Raw genomic sequence first — 14,400 nt, 5'->3', positions numbered from 1 at the left:
ATGTTTACGATGGTACAAAAGCTTTGGCTTACAGTAGTATGTGCAGTATGTGTAACAGTTTCCTTTCTTTATTTTGTATCTTTATACTCATATGAAAAGTTATACGTTGATAATTTAAAAGATTCATTAGTAATGGAAGGGAAACGTCTTGCCACGCAATATGATAAACGTGAAGGAGTATCCACTTTTGAAGAGAAAGTAAGGGCATATGATCAAATATCTAGTTCAGATGTCCTTTTCGTATACAATCCGCGTGATTTAAGCGCATGTTTGCCTTTTGATGTTCACCATCATTCTCTTATAAGTGAAGGGGATAGACAGGCGCTATTAGATGGGAAAACTGTGACAAAGATAGGGTATGAAGAACATTTTGATCGTAATATTATGGGTGTTGTCATCCCTGTTTTAGATAATAAAAAATTAGTTGGTATTGTATACTCTTATATTCCTTTAAAAAGTATAAAAGACTTAATATTTGATATGGGTCTTATTTTAGCGCCGTTAGCACTTGCAATGATTTTAATTACAATATGGATTGGTAGAAAAATTATTATCGCTATTACGAGACCGCTTTCGCAAATGGAACGAGTTGCAAATCATTTGGCTACTGGAGATTTCTCAGAGCGGATTACAATTTCTTCAGAAGATGAAATTGGACGATTGGGAAAAGCTTTTAATAAAATGGCAAATTCTTTAGAAACAGAAGATGTAAAGCGTAAGGAATTTTTAGCTAATGTTTCGCATGAACTTAGAACACCGCTTAGTTATATTAAAGGATATAGTGAAGCTATTTTAGACGGTGTAGCGAAGGGGCCGCAGCAGGAAAAAGTAACGCAACTTATTCATAAAGAGGCAGGTCGCATGCAGCGCCTCGTTCATGATTTATTAGATCTAGCGCAGCTAGAAGGTGAACACTTTCCCCTAAAGAAACAACCTATCGTTTTTTCACAGCTTATTGAAGATGTACTAGATACGTACGAGTTACAGTTTATAGAAAAAAACCTTCGTATTTCAACGAATTTAAATCCTGAAATTATCGTAATGATTGATGAGGATCGTATGCAACAAGTACTTCATAATGTGTTAGATAATGCGATACGTTATACAAATCAAAACGGGGATATCATAATAACATTAAAGCAAATCGATGATTATTGTGAATTGCACATAAAAGATACAGGAATAGGTATTGATAGAGAGCATTTAGAAAATCTCGGGGAACGCTTTTACCGAGTAGATAAAGCGAGAAGTCGTCAACACGGTGGAACAGGTTTAGGTCTTGCAATTGTAAGGCAAATTGTTCATATACATGATGGTGAGTGGAGAATAGAAAGTGAAAAAGGTAAGGGAACGACAATTATTATTAAATTAAAAGCACAAGATGAGGAGAGCATATTCTAACTTTTGGAATATGCTCTTCATATTGAAGGTAAATAGTTACGCGTAAATGTATTAATTAATATCAAACAAATATCAAAAAATTGACTATTTTATGAACAAAACATTTGTACTTCTTACTAATTCGTTCTAAAATAGTTATGGATGCTAAGTTCTTATAAAACGTGACAATTGTTGTTTGGAAGATACTGAGGTGATTTAACTGGAGTACAAATCTATTAAACCGAAAAAAATTTACGAAGAAGTATCTGAAGCTATTTTAACAATGATTAAAAATGGTACGTTAAAACCTGGTGACAAACTACTTCCTGTTCATCAATTAGCTGAGCAGTTTCAAGTTGGCAGATCTGCTGTTCGTGAAGCGCTAAGTGCGCTAAGAGCAATGGGCTTAATTGAAATGAAACAAGGAGAAGGTACATATGTAAGGAATTTCGATCCTTCTTCATTAACAAAATCACTAAATAACAAGTTATTAATGAAGAAAGAGGATATTTTGAATTTATTAGAAGTACGGAAGGTGCTCGAAGTGGGGGCAGTTCGAGCGGCAGCGGCAAAACGTACGGAAGCTAATTTGCAAAATATGAAGCATTGGTTAGATGAAATGGAAAAGAGCATTGGAGATGAGAAGGCTGGCGAAAAAGCAGACTTTCATTTTCATATGGGAATTGCAGAATCTTCGCATAATAACATCTTACTTGAGCTCATGAATCATGTTTCAGAGATGATTGCTGAAACGATTGGTGAATCAAGACGCATTATTTTATATGGTGAACAAACAACATCAGAACGACTTTTAGAAGAGCATCAATCTATATATAATGCGGTGTTAAAGCAAGATGTGGAATTAGCGCAGCAAGCAATGCTAAATCATTTAACAAATGTAGAACATATTGTCACAGGTAAAAGCGATATAAATTCGTAATTTAATCTTTTATTTTTCTAATTTTCTGATAAAATAGAGGGAGATTAAGTAAACGTTTTCTTTAGAAGAGGGAGAGGATAGGCCATGGTTGAGCCTACTTCTTCTAATCTTAGTCATCTGATGACCATATGATTGTTGGCGAAGTTGTAATGAGGGGGAATTATAGTTATGAAAGTCACTTTATTTGTTACTTGTATAGTCGATATGTTTGAAACAAACGTCGGCAAAGCAACAGTTGAAGTATTGGAGCGTTTAGGTTGTGAAATTGAATTTCCAGAAGCACAAGTTTGTTGTGGTCAGCCTGCTTATAATAGCGGCCATGTAGAAGCAGCAAAAGAAGCGATGAAACATATGATTGAAACTTTCGAAGATGCAGAATATATCGTTACGCCATCTGGCTCTTGTGCGACAATGTTTCATGAGTATCCGCATGTTTTTAAAGATGATCCGAAGTGGGCTAAACGTGCACAAAAGGTTGCTGATAAAACATATGAATTCACACAATTTATTGTAGATGTTTTAAAAGTTACAGATGTTGGTGCAAGTTTACCAGGAATAGCTACTATTCATAAATCTTGTCATATGACACGCCTGCTGGGAGTAAAAGAGGCACCAGGAATTTTATTATCAAACGTAAAAGGATTAACTGTGAGAGAACTGCCAAACGTGCAAAATTGTTGTGGGTTTGGGGGAACGTTTTCAGTTAAGATGACTCCAATTTCTGAGCAAATGGTAGATGAAAAAGTAGATAGTGTAATGGAAACAGGTGCTGATTATTTAATCGGTGCAGATTGTGGGTGTTTGTTAAACATTGGCGGACGTATTGAGCGTTTAGGAAAAGAAGTAAAAGTAATGCATATTGCTGAGGTCTTGAATAGTCGCTCATGAAGGGGGAACATAAGCTATGTCTATGAAAATCAGTGAGAAAAAATTTAATGATCGCGTTGGCGATGGAATTCAAGATTCGTTTATGCGCGGAGCAGTATCTTCTGCACAAACGCGTTTATATACAAATCGATTGAAAGCAGCTGAAGAGTTAGGAAACTGGGAAGAGTGGCGTGAACTAGGTGAACAAATTCGTCAACATACGTTAGAAAATCTTGATTATTACTTAATGCAGTTAAGTGAAAATGTATCAAAAAGAGGCGGTCACGTTTACTTTGCGAAAACGAAAGAGGATGCAGCAAAGTACATTCAAGACGTTGCAAAAAAGAAACAAGCGAAGAAAGTTGTAAAATCAAAATCAATGGTAACTGAAGAAATTAGTATGAATCATGCCCTTGAAGAGATTGGTTGTGAAGTGTTAGAGAGTGACTTAGGAGAGTATATCTTACAAGTAGATAACGATCCACCATCACATATTATTGCGCCTGCACTTCATAAAAACAGAACGCAAATTCGTGATGTATTTAAAGAAAAACTTGGATATGAAAATTCTGATGATCCATACGAAATGACAAAGTTTGTTCGTAAACAACTTCGTGAGAAATTTATGGATGCAGAAATTGGTGTGACAGGTTGTAACTTCGCTGTTGCAAATACGGGCTCTCTTTGTTTAGTAACGAACGAAGGTAATGCCGATCTTGTTATGTCGATTCCGAAAACACAAATTGCAGTAATGGGTATGGAACGTATGGTTCCGACAATGGAAGAATTAGATGTTTTAGTTGGTTTACTATGTCGTAGTGCAGTAGGTCAAAAGCTAACAAGTTATGTAACGGTAGCAGGACCAATTCAAGAGGAAGAGGTAGATGGACCAGAAGAGTTTCATTTAGTCGTTGTTGATAATGGCCGCTCTCAAATTCTTGGATCGGAATTCCGTTCAATATTGCAATGTATTCGTTGTGCTGCTTGTGTCAACGTATGTCCTGTGTATCGTCACGTTGGTGGACATTCATATGGTTCTATTTATTCAGGACCAATTGGTGCAGTGTTAACACCACTTTTAGGTGGGTATGACGATTACAAAGAGCTTCCTTATGCATCTAGTTTATGCGGAGCATGTACAGAAGCTTGTCCAGTGAAAATTCCGTTGCATGATTTATTATTAAAACATCGCCAAGTTATCGTTGAGCAAGAAGGACGTGCCCCACTTGCAGAGAAATTAGCAATGAAAATGTTTAGTATGGGCGCATCTTCAGCAGCTTTATATAAAATGGGATCAAAAATAGCACCGGCAGCAATGAGTCCATTTACATCTGGCAATCGTGTATCAAAAGGTGTTGGTCCACTTAAAAACTGGACGGATATTCGTGAATTCCCGGCTCCAAGTAAAGAACGATTCCGTGATTGGTATAAAGATCATAAGAAAGGCGGGGACAAATAATGACAGGATTAATTCAAAACCGTGAGTCCTTTCTAGATAATATCGCAAAAGAACTTGGGCGCGCGCGTAAAACAGAAGGCGTAGAACGTCCAGCATGGAAAAGTAATGTGAATGAAGAAACGTTAAAAGATTATTCACAAGAAGAATTGTTAGAAGTATTTAAAAATCAATGTACAAACATTCATACAACTGTTGTGGAAACGACAAACGACCGTTTACGTGAAGATATTCAAAAAGTAATCGTTGAAAACGGCGGAGGACCTATTATATTATCAGCAGATGAACGTTTTGATTCCTATGGATTGACTTCTTTATTTAAAGAAGAGCTTCCAAAGCAAAATGTTGAGGTAAATGTATGGGATCCTGAGAAAAAAGAAGAGAATATGCGTATAGCGGAAAAAGCGAATATCGGTATTGCATTTAGTGATTATACATTAGCTGAATCTGGTACGATTGTTGTACAAAGTCATAAAGGACAAGGGCGTTCTTTACACTTTTTACCGACTGTATACTTTGCTATTATTCCACGTGAAACACTTGTACCTCGCATTACACAAGCAGTTCAACATATGAACTCTCGTGTGGAAAAAGGTGAAGCAGTCGCATCTTGTATTAACTTTATTACAGGACCAAGTAACTCTGCGGATATTGAAATGAATCTTGTTGTCGGAGTACACGGGCCATTAAAAGCAGTATATTTCATCGTATAAAATAGGGGAAAGCAGGCCGGAAAACGGCCTGCTTTTTTAATAGAATAAAGATAATATGAAGTAGAAGTTCTCTCCTTTTTTTGTTATGTTCTTTTGGAAAGGAGAGGAAGGGATGTTCACTTATTTATATGCATTGTTAATGGGTATGGTGTTTGGTTCTTTTTTTATGGTGATTGCGATGAGAGTTCCAGTAGGGGAATCTATTATTACACCGCGTTCGTACTGTTATTACTGCAAGTATACGTTAAAGCCGAAAGAACTGATTCCAATCATTTCATTTTGTATACAAAAAGGGCGTTGTACGAATTGTAAGAGGAAAATCTCAAGTTTGTACATAGTATTTGAATTTGTTACAGGTAGTTTATTTTTTCTTACTGTATATGTAATTGGAATAGAACGAGAGCTCATCATCACTTTATCGCTCTTTTCTTTACTTCTTATTATTTCAGTTACAGATTTAGTATATATGCTAATACCTAATCGTATTTTAATTTGGTTTGCGCTTTTGCTTATTTTAGAATGTATTTTTGTACCGTTAGTTACTTGGATAGATAGTTTAGCTGGTAGTGGAACTATATTCATTTTGTTATATTGCATGCAAAGGATTTATCCAGATGGTCTTGGCGGAGGTGATGTAAAATTACTTTCGTTACTCGGATTTATAGTGGGAGTGAAAGGGGTTTTTATAACTTTATTTTTAGCATCTTGCTTTAGTCTTTGTTTTTTCGGAATAGGTATAGCGTTAAAACATATAAAAATAAGAACCCCAATTCCGTTTGGACCTTTTATTAGCCTTGGAGCAATATGTTATGTATTGGTCACATATGCAAAATAGAGAGGAGATAGAAAATGAATGTATATATGGATGATCAAAGAAGTTGCCCGTACGGATATGTTTTGGCAACTACAGTAGAATCTGCATTACAATTTGTTCGGAGTAATAAGGTAAACATCCTCTCTCTTGATTTTAACATGGGATGGAGGCAAAAGAATGGGTTAGATTTTGTAGAAGTCTTTTGTACAGAAGGTCTATATGTTAATGAAATTCACCTTCATACAAATGATGTCATCGGTATGCATCAGATGAAACAGAGAATAGAGAGAGGGAAGGAAGAAGGGGAAATTAATCCTTGTATTGCCTTGAAATATGTAGGGAGCTAAAACCTCCAAAGTGAAACTTAAACAGACTATAATAAGAAGAGGATAATATGTCCAATATGAGGACGTATTATCCTCTTTTTTCTTGCATTGTATATTATATAAACAGAGATTAAACATAGTTTATTATGTATACAATGAATTTTAAAAGAGCCGAAAATAAAAAGAACCACTTTCTGTTAGAGAGTGGCTTTGTATAAGTACGATTACTACATCTTATAGAGCGCGTATGTAAGTAATTACTTAAATGCATATCGTCTTATTTACTGGAAGAAGAACCCATGTTATATTACTTTCTAATCAGTCTCGTTAAAGCCATCCCAAGAAATCCAGCACCCATTCCTATTAGCCATCCAGTTTGGGTATTTCCTAACATAGATCCCACTCCTCCACCAAGAAACATGCAGCCAACGAATACTAATCCTCCAATTCCCCAGTTCGGCCGATCCATAATTCAATCACACCCTTTCAATAAAACATATGCTATTAGCTACCTAAACTTTCTTGCATAGAATATGTTAATTATTTTGCTAGAGATGGTGTAGTTATTCGGCTTAAATTTAGCAACTTTCAAGGAATTCAAAAGACGTGGAGATTGACCGATTTGAAGGAATTGCAGGAGGAGAATTTTATTTTTTGTATTATAATAACTTAAGGGTTGTGGAACAAATTCTTCTTCAACTAACTAGCTAATAAAGGTCTGGTGATTTTCGACAATCGGGCGCTTGAATGGAATAAAAGGAGAGCATATATTAGTCATGTATAATATGTGCTTTCCTTTATTTTTAGAGATTTTTATAATTTAAGTCTTGATAAGTGATACTTTGGAGTTTTTAGTGTTTCATATGTGCTTGTAAAGGAATAATTTCCTCCGTTTGAGCTGCAACTAATTCAGTTTTCTCTTGTTTAACATCAGGTGCTTTCTTTGTTAAGTAATGATATACCATACCGACAAATACGGATCCGCCAATAATGTTACCGATTGTAACTGGAATTAAGTTATGAATAGCCCCAGCGAAAGTAATTGTATCAGGATGTGGTGAAACTAAAGATAAGGCAAACAATGATAAGTTTGCAATGCTATGCTCATAGCCAGATAAGAAGAATGTGAAAACGAGCATCATTATCATCAATATTTTTGCTGTATCACCTTTTACTTGAGAAGGTAAGAAGCAGGCAAGACATACGAGCCAGTTACATAAAATCGCTTTAAAGAATAATTGCATTGTAGGTGTGTTCATTTTTCCTTCAACGACTGTATTCATTAAATGACCGTGATCGATTGCTCCGAAAATGCCAGTTGCGTAAAATAGTAAGGCAAAGAATAAAGCGCCAGCTAAGTTACCTGCATAACAAGCAACCCAGTTGCGAAGTGTATCAGAAATAGTTGTTTCTTTTCTTAAAGTTGCCACTGTGAAGTACATTGTATTGCCAGTAAATAATTCAGCACCGCCATATATAATAAGTATCAGAGCAATTCCGAAAAACATGGAGGAAGCTAAATATGTTGCTGGTGAATCAACAACATGAAAAAAGTTACCTAATTTAAAACATAGTACAATAATAAAACCGATATAAATGCCAGCAAGTGCAGCGCGAATGAAATATTGCATTGGATTTGTATCTAGCATTTGCTTTTTGCTCTTAGCCAGTTTTACAACGTAATCTAATCCTTGTTCTAGCATGAGTAATACGCTCCTTTAGTACATCGTCTATAAATACTCCTTATATGAATAAAGTACATGGATTTGTTCTCGTTTTCAATAAGTTTGTTCAATATTTCACAAAAAGGACACACATCCGAAAAGGAAGCGTTTACAAAAGGGAGTATAATGGAATTTTTTCTAAAAATAGAGAGGGATTGAAACGAGGGAAAAAGAAAAAGCGCTGTAATTACAGCGCTTTTTCGTCTAAATTCTTTTCTACTTTTACTTCTACTTCTTTCGAGAAGAACCAACCGCCAACTGCGATTCCAATTAATACAATCCAGAATGTAAGCTTCCACGGAGTAGATTCTGGGAATGAATGCGGAAGGACACCTAAAGCAGGGTGTGCTAGCGTATAAATCGCTAATTTCACACCAACCCAACCTACAATTAAGAATGCTGCAGTTTCAAGTCCTGGTTTACGTTTTAATATTTGTACGAAAGCAGTTGCTGCAAATCGCATTATAACTAATCCGATAAGTCCACCTGTAAAGATAACGATAAATTGACCTGTATCAAGACTACCAATCGTACCTAATCCTGTTTTCGGTAAAGTCACTGCTAATGCAACAGCAGCTAAAATTGAATCAACAGCGAAGGCGATATCAGCAACTTCGACTTTAAATACAGTCCACCAAAAGTTCTCTTGTTTTTTCTTTGCTTCTTTTTCTTCTGTTTCTTCATGTGAATTCTTTTTAACATACGTTTTAAATAAGTGATTCCCCGCGATAAACATAAGATAAATCGCACCAATTGCTTGCACTTGCCATACATCTACTAGGAACGAAATCATAAATAGTGATCCGAAGCGGAAAACGAACGCTCCTGCTAATCCATAAAATAGTGCTTTCTTTCGTTTTTCTTCTGGTAAATGTTTTACCATGATTGCGAGAACGAGAGCGTTATCAGCCGCTAAAATCCCCTCTAGTGCAATTAGGATGAGTAATACCCAACCATACTCCAATAATAATGATACATCCATGTACATTCTCCTCTCATTTCTATAAAGACTAAACAAGTGAAGAAGTTCCCCACTGTTTAGTTTCCCCATACTCCTGCGTATCAACGGTGGAAGGAATTTGAAAACAAAAAAGACCTCTGCCGTTGATAGGCAAAGGTCTTGCTAGACATATGTAATGAAAATGCCAACAAAGCCGGAAGAACTAAGTTCTACGTAATGACGACTTTGTTTCCAAGAAATAGTTCTTGGACGCTACTCCCCTTTGGAGATATGCTATTGTATTCTCATTATATGGATAATTTATACGGTTGTCAACCTGTTAAAATATCTTCGTTGGGATATTTTATTTTTCTTTGTTTTTTACGTGCAAATGAAAAGGCTAATGTTAAAGGCCCCATCTTTCCAAAAAACATCATAAAGATAATAATTGTTTTGCCGATGATTGTTAAGTGTGGCGTCAAATTCATGCTAAGGCCGACAGTTCCAAATGCTGAAAATACTTCAAAAGCACTCATTAATAAAGGAACTTTCTCAGTGATACTTAAAATTAAAATAGAAAGAAAAATAAACGAAATTGAAATAATAGTAATCGTTAATGATTTGACAATGAGCGCATCTTTAATGGATTTTTTAAACACGACAATATCATCTTGTTCTTGCAAAAATTTAAATACGCCGAAAAACATAATTAAAAAAGTTGTTAACTTAATCCCGCCACCAGTAGAAGCACTGCCAGCACCAATAAACATAAGAAGCATCATTAATAAAAGAGAAGGTTTTGATAATGCAGAGATATCAACAGTATTAAACCCGGCAGTACGCGTTGAAATCGCTTGAAAATAAGCAGCCATACCTTCTTCAAATGGTGTAAAACCTCTCATGGAAATTGAATTATGAAACTCGAATATAAAAATGAAAACTGTAGCAATAATATTGACGATAAGAGTAGAAGAGAGCATAAGCTTTGAGTGCAAAGTAAGGTTTTTAAAGTTTTTCTTTCTTTTTACATCTACGATAACTGTAAAACCAATCCCACCTAAAATAATGAGGGAAGAAATAACGAGATTGACGAGAATGCTATGGGAGTGTGACATTAAATTATCGCTCCACACAGAAAACCCAGCATTGTTAAAGGCTGAGATAGAATGAAAAAAGCTGTAATATATCCCTTTGGCAATCCCGTATTTTGGTACCCATTCAAAGGAGAGAAATAAAGTAGCGATACATTCTACAGTAAAAGAAAATAAAAATAATGCTTTTGCAAGACGAATGATCCCGCCGACATTTGTTTGGTTTAATGCTTGTTGTAATAAAATCCGGTTTTGAAGGCCGATTTTTCTGCCGAGCATAATTGCGATTAAAACAGCAAAGCTCATAATGCCAAGCCCGCCAACTTGTATAAGTGTTAAAATGACACATTGGCCAAATAAGGTAAATACTTTACCAGTGTCCACAACACCAAGCCCTGTAACCGTACAAGCAGAAACCGTTGTAAATAAGGCATCTAGCCATGAAATAGACGTTATTGTAGCAATTGGCAATTTCAATAGGCATGTACCGATAATCGATAGCATAATAAAAGATACAGTAAGAACACGGGGAGGACTCATGCTAATGTTAATCCGTTTCATTTCACATATCGTTCCTTTCGATTTGCTCTTACTAGTATGTGAAGAAGCACTATTATGTATGTTAAAAAAGAAAGAGGCAGAGAATATCTGCCTCTAAGCCATAGGTTATATAGTTATCCGCGTAATTGTTGTTGAGCTAAAGCAACAAGACGTTTCGTTACTTCACCGCCAACTGATCCGTTAGAACGAGAAGCTGTATTAGATCCTAAGCTTACACCGAATTCTTGTGCGATTTCATATTTGAATTGTTCAAGTGCTTGCTCTGCACCCGGAACTAGTAATTTGTTTGTTTTCACCATGTTGATACACATCCTTAAAGAGTAATCCAGTTTAGCTAAGTGCTATCTGGTAATGTTATTTTATGTGTAAACGACGTACTCATACACGGAAGTAAACGGTGTGATTAGAAGTTCTTGGATAGAAAAAAGAGTAGCAAATTTGCTACTCTTTTTTCAGTATTGTCGCTGTACCTTCTACGACAATATCATCAGATTGATTATATATGTTTGTTTGCAATGTGATGATTTTTTTATCGTCCCGCTTTTTAATAACTTCTGCCACAACGCGAAGTGTATCACCGATTTTGACAGGAGCACGGAATGAAACGTTTTGTGATAAATAAATCGTATTTTTGCCAGGGAGTTTCGTTCCAAGAATGGTAGAAATAAAACTTGAAACGAGCATGCCATGGGCAATACGTTCTTTGAACATTGTCGTTTTTGCAAAAGAGTCTAGAATGTGAATAGGATTTACATCTCCAGTCAATTTTGCAAAATTGATAACGTCCTCATCCGTAATTTTTTTTGTAAGTGATGCTTGATCACCGACTTGAATCTCATCGTAACGAAGCTCTGGAACAGTTTGTGCTTCTTGAAATGGATTCATTTTGTCCTCCTTCTTTTCCATATCGAAAAATGTAAGCCATCTTGATGTAGTAGGAGGAAGAAAGAGTTTTGTTTGTGCTGCAGTTAGTTGCCACATTTTTCTTACTTGATGGAAGTAAATAGATTTTTTGAGTTTTCCTCGAACTGCTTTGCGAGTTCTAGTTGTTTGGACTTGAACTCTCCCAAAAAAACTTCTAACTGTTTTTGAACCTCTTCACGCTGCGACTGTTGTTGTTCGATAAAGTGTTTTGTTGTTTCTTCAAATTGGCCGCTAGTTTGAGTAAGAATAGACAAAGATGTTTTCGTAGGCGAAACAGTAAGTTGGTGCATTTGATTAGAAAGCTCATTCCACTTTTCTTGCCACTCGTTAATTTGATCATTTAAGGAGTTTCCAGTTAATTGCTTCACATAGTCTGTATATTGGTTATTGAACTGAGCAGTGAATTGGTGTAGTTCTTTTTCTAGTTCATCTACTCCTGATGTTAATTTATGCAAAGCGTCTTGTTGTTGTTTTAACGTTTCTAAAGTAAGTTGCTCTAATTGTTTCCCAGCTGAAGAGAAGAGGGAAAGAGATTGAGACCAGTTTTTCCAAAATGCATCGACTAATTCGTATGGCTTAGTTTCCATTGTGTGACCTCCAAATGTTTTTTTACATATTATGAACGCAGATTACTCTGCTGTACCACCAGGTGAAGATGAAGAACCCTTTTCATCCTTTTCTGGAGAAGTAGAAAATGGAAAGAATGCATTGGTGTATAACGTGAAAAACGTCCGCAACATATTTTGATAATGTTCAAAAGAAGTCGCACATGTTGTTAAATATTGCTCTCCATATTCTGTTAAAGAATAAATTCGTTTCGCTGGCCCGCCTTCGCTTGTATCCCAAGTAGAAGAAATAAGATTTTCTTTTTCTAATTTGCGTAGTGTCCTATACACATTACCTTGGTCAACAGAAGAAAAGCCGATGTCCATTAGCATTTGAATAAGTTTGTAACCATGAAGACTCCAGTCTTTTAGACAGAGAAGTAAGAAAGGAACTAAGAAGTTTTTTGGCATGGAGTTTGGTTGTTTCGCTTGGTTTTTTTCCAAACTTTCTGGGTGTTCTGGTTCATTATGTAGCATGATTGTGCATCACCTCATGAATCAGTTAGATGGAATTTTTTGCTTATAAGTGCAATTTACACCTATCTGTTTTTAATGTCAATACATTTGTTGGAAAATAAAGAAAAATAAAATATATACTTGAATTTCTATTCGGAATATTAGAAAATAGTGAATAGGTTGAATTGTTTCAAAAACGAAAAAGGGAGTGTAGTCGAAGTGATTGATCAAAAATTCGATCCATTGCAAGCATGGAAAAATGCTTATGAACAAACCGAAACATTTTGGGGAAAAGCGCTCAATGAAACAATTAAAACAGAAGAATATTCTGCTTGGATGGGCAGCGTTCTAGATTTGAATTTGTTTTATCAAAAAGCATTAAATGATACGACAAAAAATTATTTAGAACAGGTGAATGTGCCGACGAGAGAGGATATCGCTAGAGTAGCTACGCTTGTTATTAACTTAGAAAATAAAGTTGATAACATCGAGGAAATTCTAGAAGAGAAAGTGGATTCATTAGGACAAGCTCCTACATTAAAGCGTGATGTTACGAAAGTAAAACAAGATATGCGCACGTTGGAAACGAAAGTTGATCAAATTTTAGAATTGCTAGAAAAGCAAAATGCAGTACTAGCTAAACTACAAGTACCTGTAAAAGAAGAAGTAAAGCCTGTAAATAAGCCAGAAAATAAAAAATGATAATTGCGTTTGTTTATAACGTGTAAAAGAGAGAGGGAGAATCTCTTTTCATGTATAAACAACGAAACATAATTAATATATGGACTCAATTAGTATGAGTACCAAAATGATTCATAACAATCGTTCACAAATTCATTTAAGGGGGAAAAGAAATGGTTCAATTAAATGGCAAAGTAGCAATCGTAACAGGTGGGGCAAAAGGAATTGGAAAAGCAATTACAGTAGCATTAGCAGAAGAGGGAGCAAAAGTAGTTATTAACTATAACAGCAGTAAAGAAGCAGCTGAAAACCTAGTAAATGAATTAGGAAAAGAAGGACATGATGTTTATGCAGTTCAAGCGGATGTTTCTAAAGTAGAAGATGCAAACAGACTTGTAGAAGAAGCTGTGAATCATTTTGGTAAAGTTGATATCCTTGTTAATAATGCTGGCATTACAAGAGATCGTACATTCAAAAAGTTAAATCGTGAAGATTGGGAGCGCGTAATTGACGTGAACTTAAGCAGTGTATTTAATACGACAAGCGCTGTACTTCCATACATATCGGAAGCAGAAGAAGGTAGAATCATTAGTATTTCGTCTATTATTGGCCAAGCAGGTGGATTTGGACAAACAAACTACTCAGCAGCAAAAGCAGGTATGTTAGGATTTACAAAATCATTAGCGTTAGAACTTGCAAGAACAAATGTAACTGTAAACGCAATTTGCCCAGGATTTATTGATACTGAAATGGTAGCAGAAGTACCAGAAGAAGTGCGTCAAAAAATCGTTGCGAAAATCCCGAAAAAACGTTTTGGTCAAGCTGATGAAATTGCAAAAGGTGTAGTATATCTATGCCGTGACGGTGCGTATATCACAGGTCAGCAATTAAACATTAACGGCGGATTATACATGTAATGAAG

General features: G+C 35.7%; 17 protein-coding genes and 1 riboswitch. Of the genes, 9 read left to right on the top strand and 8 right to left on the bottom strand.

Going from position 1 to position 14,400, the window contains the following annotated elements; all coding sequences use genetic code 11:
• The 7 genes from JTF23_RS16345 (at position 1) to JTF23_RS16315 (ending at position 6,517) form a co-directional block, all read left to right on the top strand.
• A complete protein-coding gene (locus JTF23_RS16345; RefSeq protein ID WP_204209172.1) occupies positions 1–1,401 on the top strand; it encodes a sensor histidine kinase in 1,401 nt (466 codons plus the stop codon).
• A gap of 229 nt (positions 1,402–1,630) precedes the next feature.
• The gene (locus tag JTF23_RS16340; protein ID WP_256859806.1) at positions 1,631–2,320 is read left to right on the top strand and encodes a FadR/GntR family transcriptional regulator; all 690 of its coding nucleotides are present in this window, start codon (positions 1,631–1,633) and stop codon (positions 2,318–2,320) included.
• A 168-nt stretch (positions 2,321–2,488) separates the two neighbouring features.
• Positions 2,489–3,208: a (Fe-S)-binding protein gene (locus JTF23_RS16335; protein ID WP_002149679.1), complete on the top strand. Its 720-nt coding sequence runs from the start codon at positions 2,489–2,491 to the stop codon at positions 3,206–3,208.
• Between the two features lie 16 nt (positions 3,209–3,224).
• Positions 3,225–4,646, top strand: coding sequence for a LutB/LldF family L-lactate oxidation iron-sulfur protein (locus tag JTF23_RS16330; protein ID WP_002158757.1), 1,422 nt, complete (start codon positions 3,225–3,227; stop codon positions 4,644–4,646).
• On the top strand, positions 4,646–5,356 hold the full coding sequence (locus JTF23_RS16325; protein WP_078173265.1) for a LutC/YkgG family protein: 711 nt from the start codon (positions 4,646–4,648) through the stop codon (positions 5,354–5,356). Before JTF23_RS16330 ends, JTF23_RS16325 begins: the two co-directional genes overlap by 1 nt.
• A 112-nt stretch (positions 5,357–5,468) precedes the next feature.
• Positions 5,469–6,191, top strand: coding sequence for a prepilin peptidase (locus tag JTF23_RS16320; RefSeq protein WP_204209171.1), 723 nt, complete (start codon positions 5,469–5,471; stop codon positions 6,189–6,191).
• A 14-nt stretch (positions 6,192–6,205) separates the two neighbouring features.
• Positions 6,206–6,517 (top strand): cyclic-phosphate processing receiver domain-containing protein, encoded by a 312-nt coding sequence (locus JTF23_RS16315; protein ID WP_002158754.1) that lies wholly within the window; start codon positions 6,206–6,208, stop codon positions 6,515–6,517.
• Positions 6,518–6,803: 286 nt separating this feature from the next.
• Here the strand turns inward: JTF23_RS16315 and JTF23_RS16310 are convergent, their stop codons facing one another.
• The 8 genes from JTF23_RS16310 to phaQ form a co-directional block, all read right to left on the bottom strand.
• A complete protein-coding gene (locus JTF23_RS16310; protein ID WP_016100337.1) occupies positions 6,804–6,965 on the bottom strand; it encodes a hypothetical protein in 162 nt (53 codons plus the stop codon).
• Between the two features lie 382 nt (positions 6,966–7,347).
• On the bottom strand, positions 7,348–8,199 hold the full coding sequence (locus JTF23_RS16305) for a formate/nitrite transporter family protein (protein ID WP_204209170.1): 852 nt from the start codon (positions 8,197–8,199) through the stop codon (positions 7,348–7,350).
• Between the two features lie 208 nt (positions 8,200–8,407).
• Complete coding sequence (locus tag JTF23_RS16300) at positions 8,408–9,202, bottom strand: TerC family protein (protein ID WP_002158752.1); 795 nt, start codon at positions 9,200–9,202, stop codon at positions 8,408–8,410.
• Between the two features lie 79 nt (positions 9,203–9,281).
• A riboswitch (yybP-ykoY riboswitch) is annotated at positions 9,282–9,454 on the bottom strand.
• Between the two features lie 38 nt (positions 9,455–9,492).
• Positions 9,493–10,812, bottom strand: a complete 1,320-nt coding sequence (locus JTF23_RS16295) for a TrkH family potassium uptake protein (RefSeq protein ID WP_204209169.1) — start codon at positions 10,810–10,812, stop codon at positions 9,493–9,495.
• 113 nt (positions 10,813–10,925) lie between these two features.
• The gene (locus JTF23_RS16290; RefSeq protein WP_000241212.1) at positions 10,926–11,111 is read right to left on the bottom strand and encodes an alpha/beta-type small acid-soluble spore protein; all 186 of its coding nucleotides are present in this window, start codon (positions 11,109–11,111) and stop codon (positions 10,926–10,928) included.
• 142 nt (positions 11,112–11,253) lie between these two features.
• Complete coding sequence (locus JTF23_RS16285) at positions 11,254–11,697, bottom strand: MaoC family dehydratase (protein ID WP_001067911.1); 444 nt, start codon at positions 11,695–11,697, stop codon at positions 11,254–11,256.
• A 101-nt stretch (positions 11,698–11,798) separates the two neighbouring features.
• Entirely contained in the window at positions 11,799–12,323 is a 525-nt protein-coding gene (gene phaP / locus JTF23_RS16280; protein ID WP_002011575.1) for a polyhydroxyalkanoic acid inclusion protein PhaP, read from the bottom strand.
• Positions 12,324–12,365: 42 nt separating this feature from the next.
• Entirely contained in the window at positions 12,366–12,818 is a 453-nt protein-coding gene (gene phaQ, locus JTF23_RS16275; protein WP_204209168.1) for a poly-beta-hydroxybutyrate-responsive repressor, read from the bottom strand.
• A gap of 198 nt (positions 12,819–13,016) precedes the next feature.
• Here phaQ and phaR point away from each other — a divergent pair, with 198 nt between their 5' ends.
• Together phaR and JTF23_RS16265 are read left to right on the top strand one after the other, a co-directional pair.
• Positions 13,017–13,499 (top strand): polyhydroxyalkanoic acid synthase subunit PhaR, encoded by a 483-nt coding sequence (phaR, locus tag JTF23_RS16270; protein ID WP_000566956.1) that lies wholly within the window; start codon positions 13,017–13,019, stop codon positions 13,497–13,499.
• A 152-nt stretch (positions 13,500–13,651) separates the two neighbouring features.
• Entirely contained in the window at positions 13,652–14,395 is a 744-nt protein-coding gene (locus tag JTF23_RS16265) for an acetoacetyl-CoA reductase (protein WP_000250406.1), read from the top strand.
• Positions 14,396–14,400 lie beyond the last annotated feature (5 nt).

Source organism: Bacillus sp. RIT 809, from assembly GCF_016892495.1.
Classification (GTDB): domain Bacteria; phylum Bacillota; class Bacilli; order Bacillales; family Bacillaceae_G; genus Bacillus_A; species Bacillus_A cereus_U.
Note: the sequence above shows the minus strand (reverse complement) of the source record. Positions and strands in the feature narration are given on the sequence as shown.

Coding starts and splice junctions, on each gene's coding strand:
- JTF23_RS16320 (WP_204209171.1), top strand. CDS start 5,469: ATGTTCACTTATTTATATGCATTGTTAATGGGTATGGTGTTTGGTTCT.
- phaQ (WP_204209168.1), bottom strand. CDS start 12,818: ATGCTACATAATGAACCAGAACACCCAGAAAGTTTGGAAAAAAACCAA.
- JTF23_RS16335 (WP_002149679.1), top strand. CDS start 2,489: ATGAAAGTCACTTTATTTGTTACTTGTATAGTCGATATGTTTGAAACA.
- JTF23_RS16290 (WP_000241212.1), bottom strand. CDS start 11,111: ATGGTGAAAACAAACAAATTACTAGTTCCGGGTGCAGAGCAAGCACTT.
- JTF23_RS16325 (WP_078173265.1), top strand. CDS start 4,646: ATGACAGGATTAATTCAAAACCGTGAGTCCTTTCTAGATAATATCGCA.
- JTF23_RS16345 (WP_204209172.1), top strand. CDS start 1: ATGTTTACGATGGTACAAAAGCTTTGGCTTACAGTAGTATGTGCAGTA.
- JTF23_RS16300 (WP_002158752.1), bottom strand. CDS start 9,202: ATGGATGTATCATTATTATTGGAGTATGGTTGGGTATTACTCATCCTA.
- JTF23_RS16285 (WP_001067911.1), bottom strand. CDS start 11,697: ATGAATCCATTTCAAGAAGCACAAACTGTTCCAGAGCTTCGTTACGAT.
- JTF23_RS16330 (WP_002158757.1), top strand. CDS start 3,225: ATGTCTATGAAAATCAGTGAGAAAAAATTTAATGATCGCGTTGGCGAT.
- JTF23_RS16305 (WP_204209170.1), bottom strand. CDS start 8,199: ATGCTAGAACAAGGATTAGATTACGTTGTAAAACTGGCTAAGAGCAAA.
- JTF23_RS16315 (WP_002158754.1), top strand. CDS start 6,206: ATGAATGTATATATGGATGATCAAAGAAGTTGCCCGTACGGATATGTT.
- JTF23_RS16295 (WP_204209169.1), bottom strand. CDS start 10,812: ATGAAACGGATTAACATTAGCATGAGTCCTCCCCGTGTTCTTACTGTA.
- phaP (WP_002011575.1), bottom strand. CDS start 12,323: ATGGAAACTAAGCCATACGAATTAGTCGATGCATTTTGGAAAAACTGG.
- JTF23_RS16265 (WP_000250406.1), top strand. CDS start 13,652: ATGGTTCAATTAAATGGCAAAGTAGCAATCGTAACAGGTGGGGCAAAA.
- JTF23_RS16310 (WP_016100337.1), bottom strand. CDS start 6,965: ATGGATCGGCCGAACTGGGGAATTGGAGGATTAGTATTCGTTGGCTGC.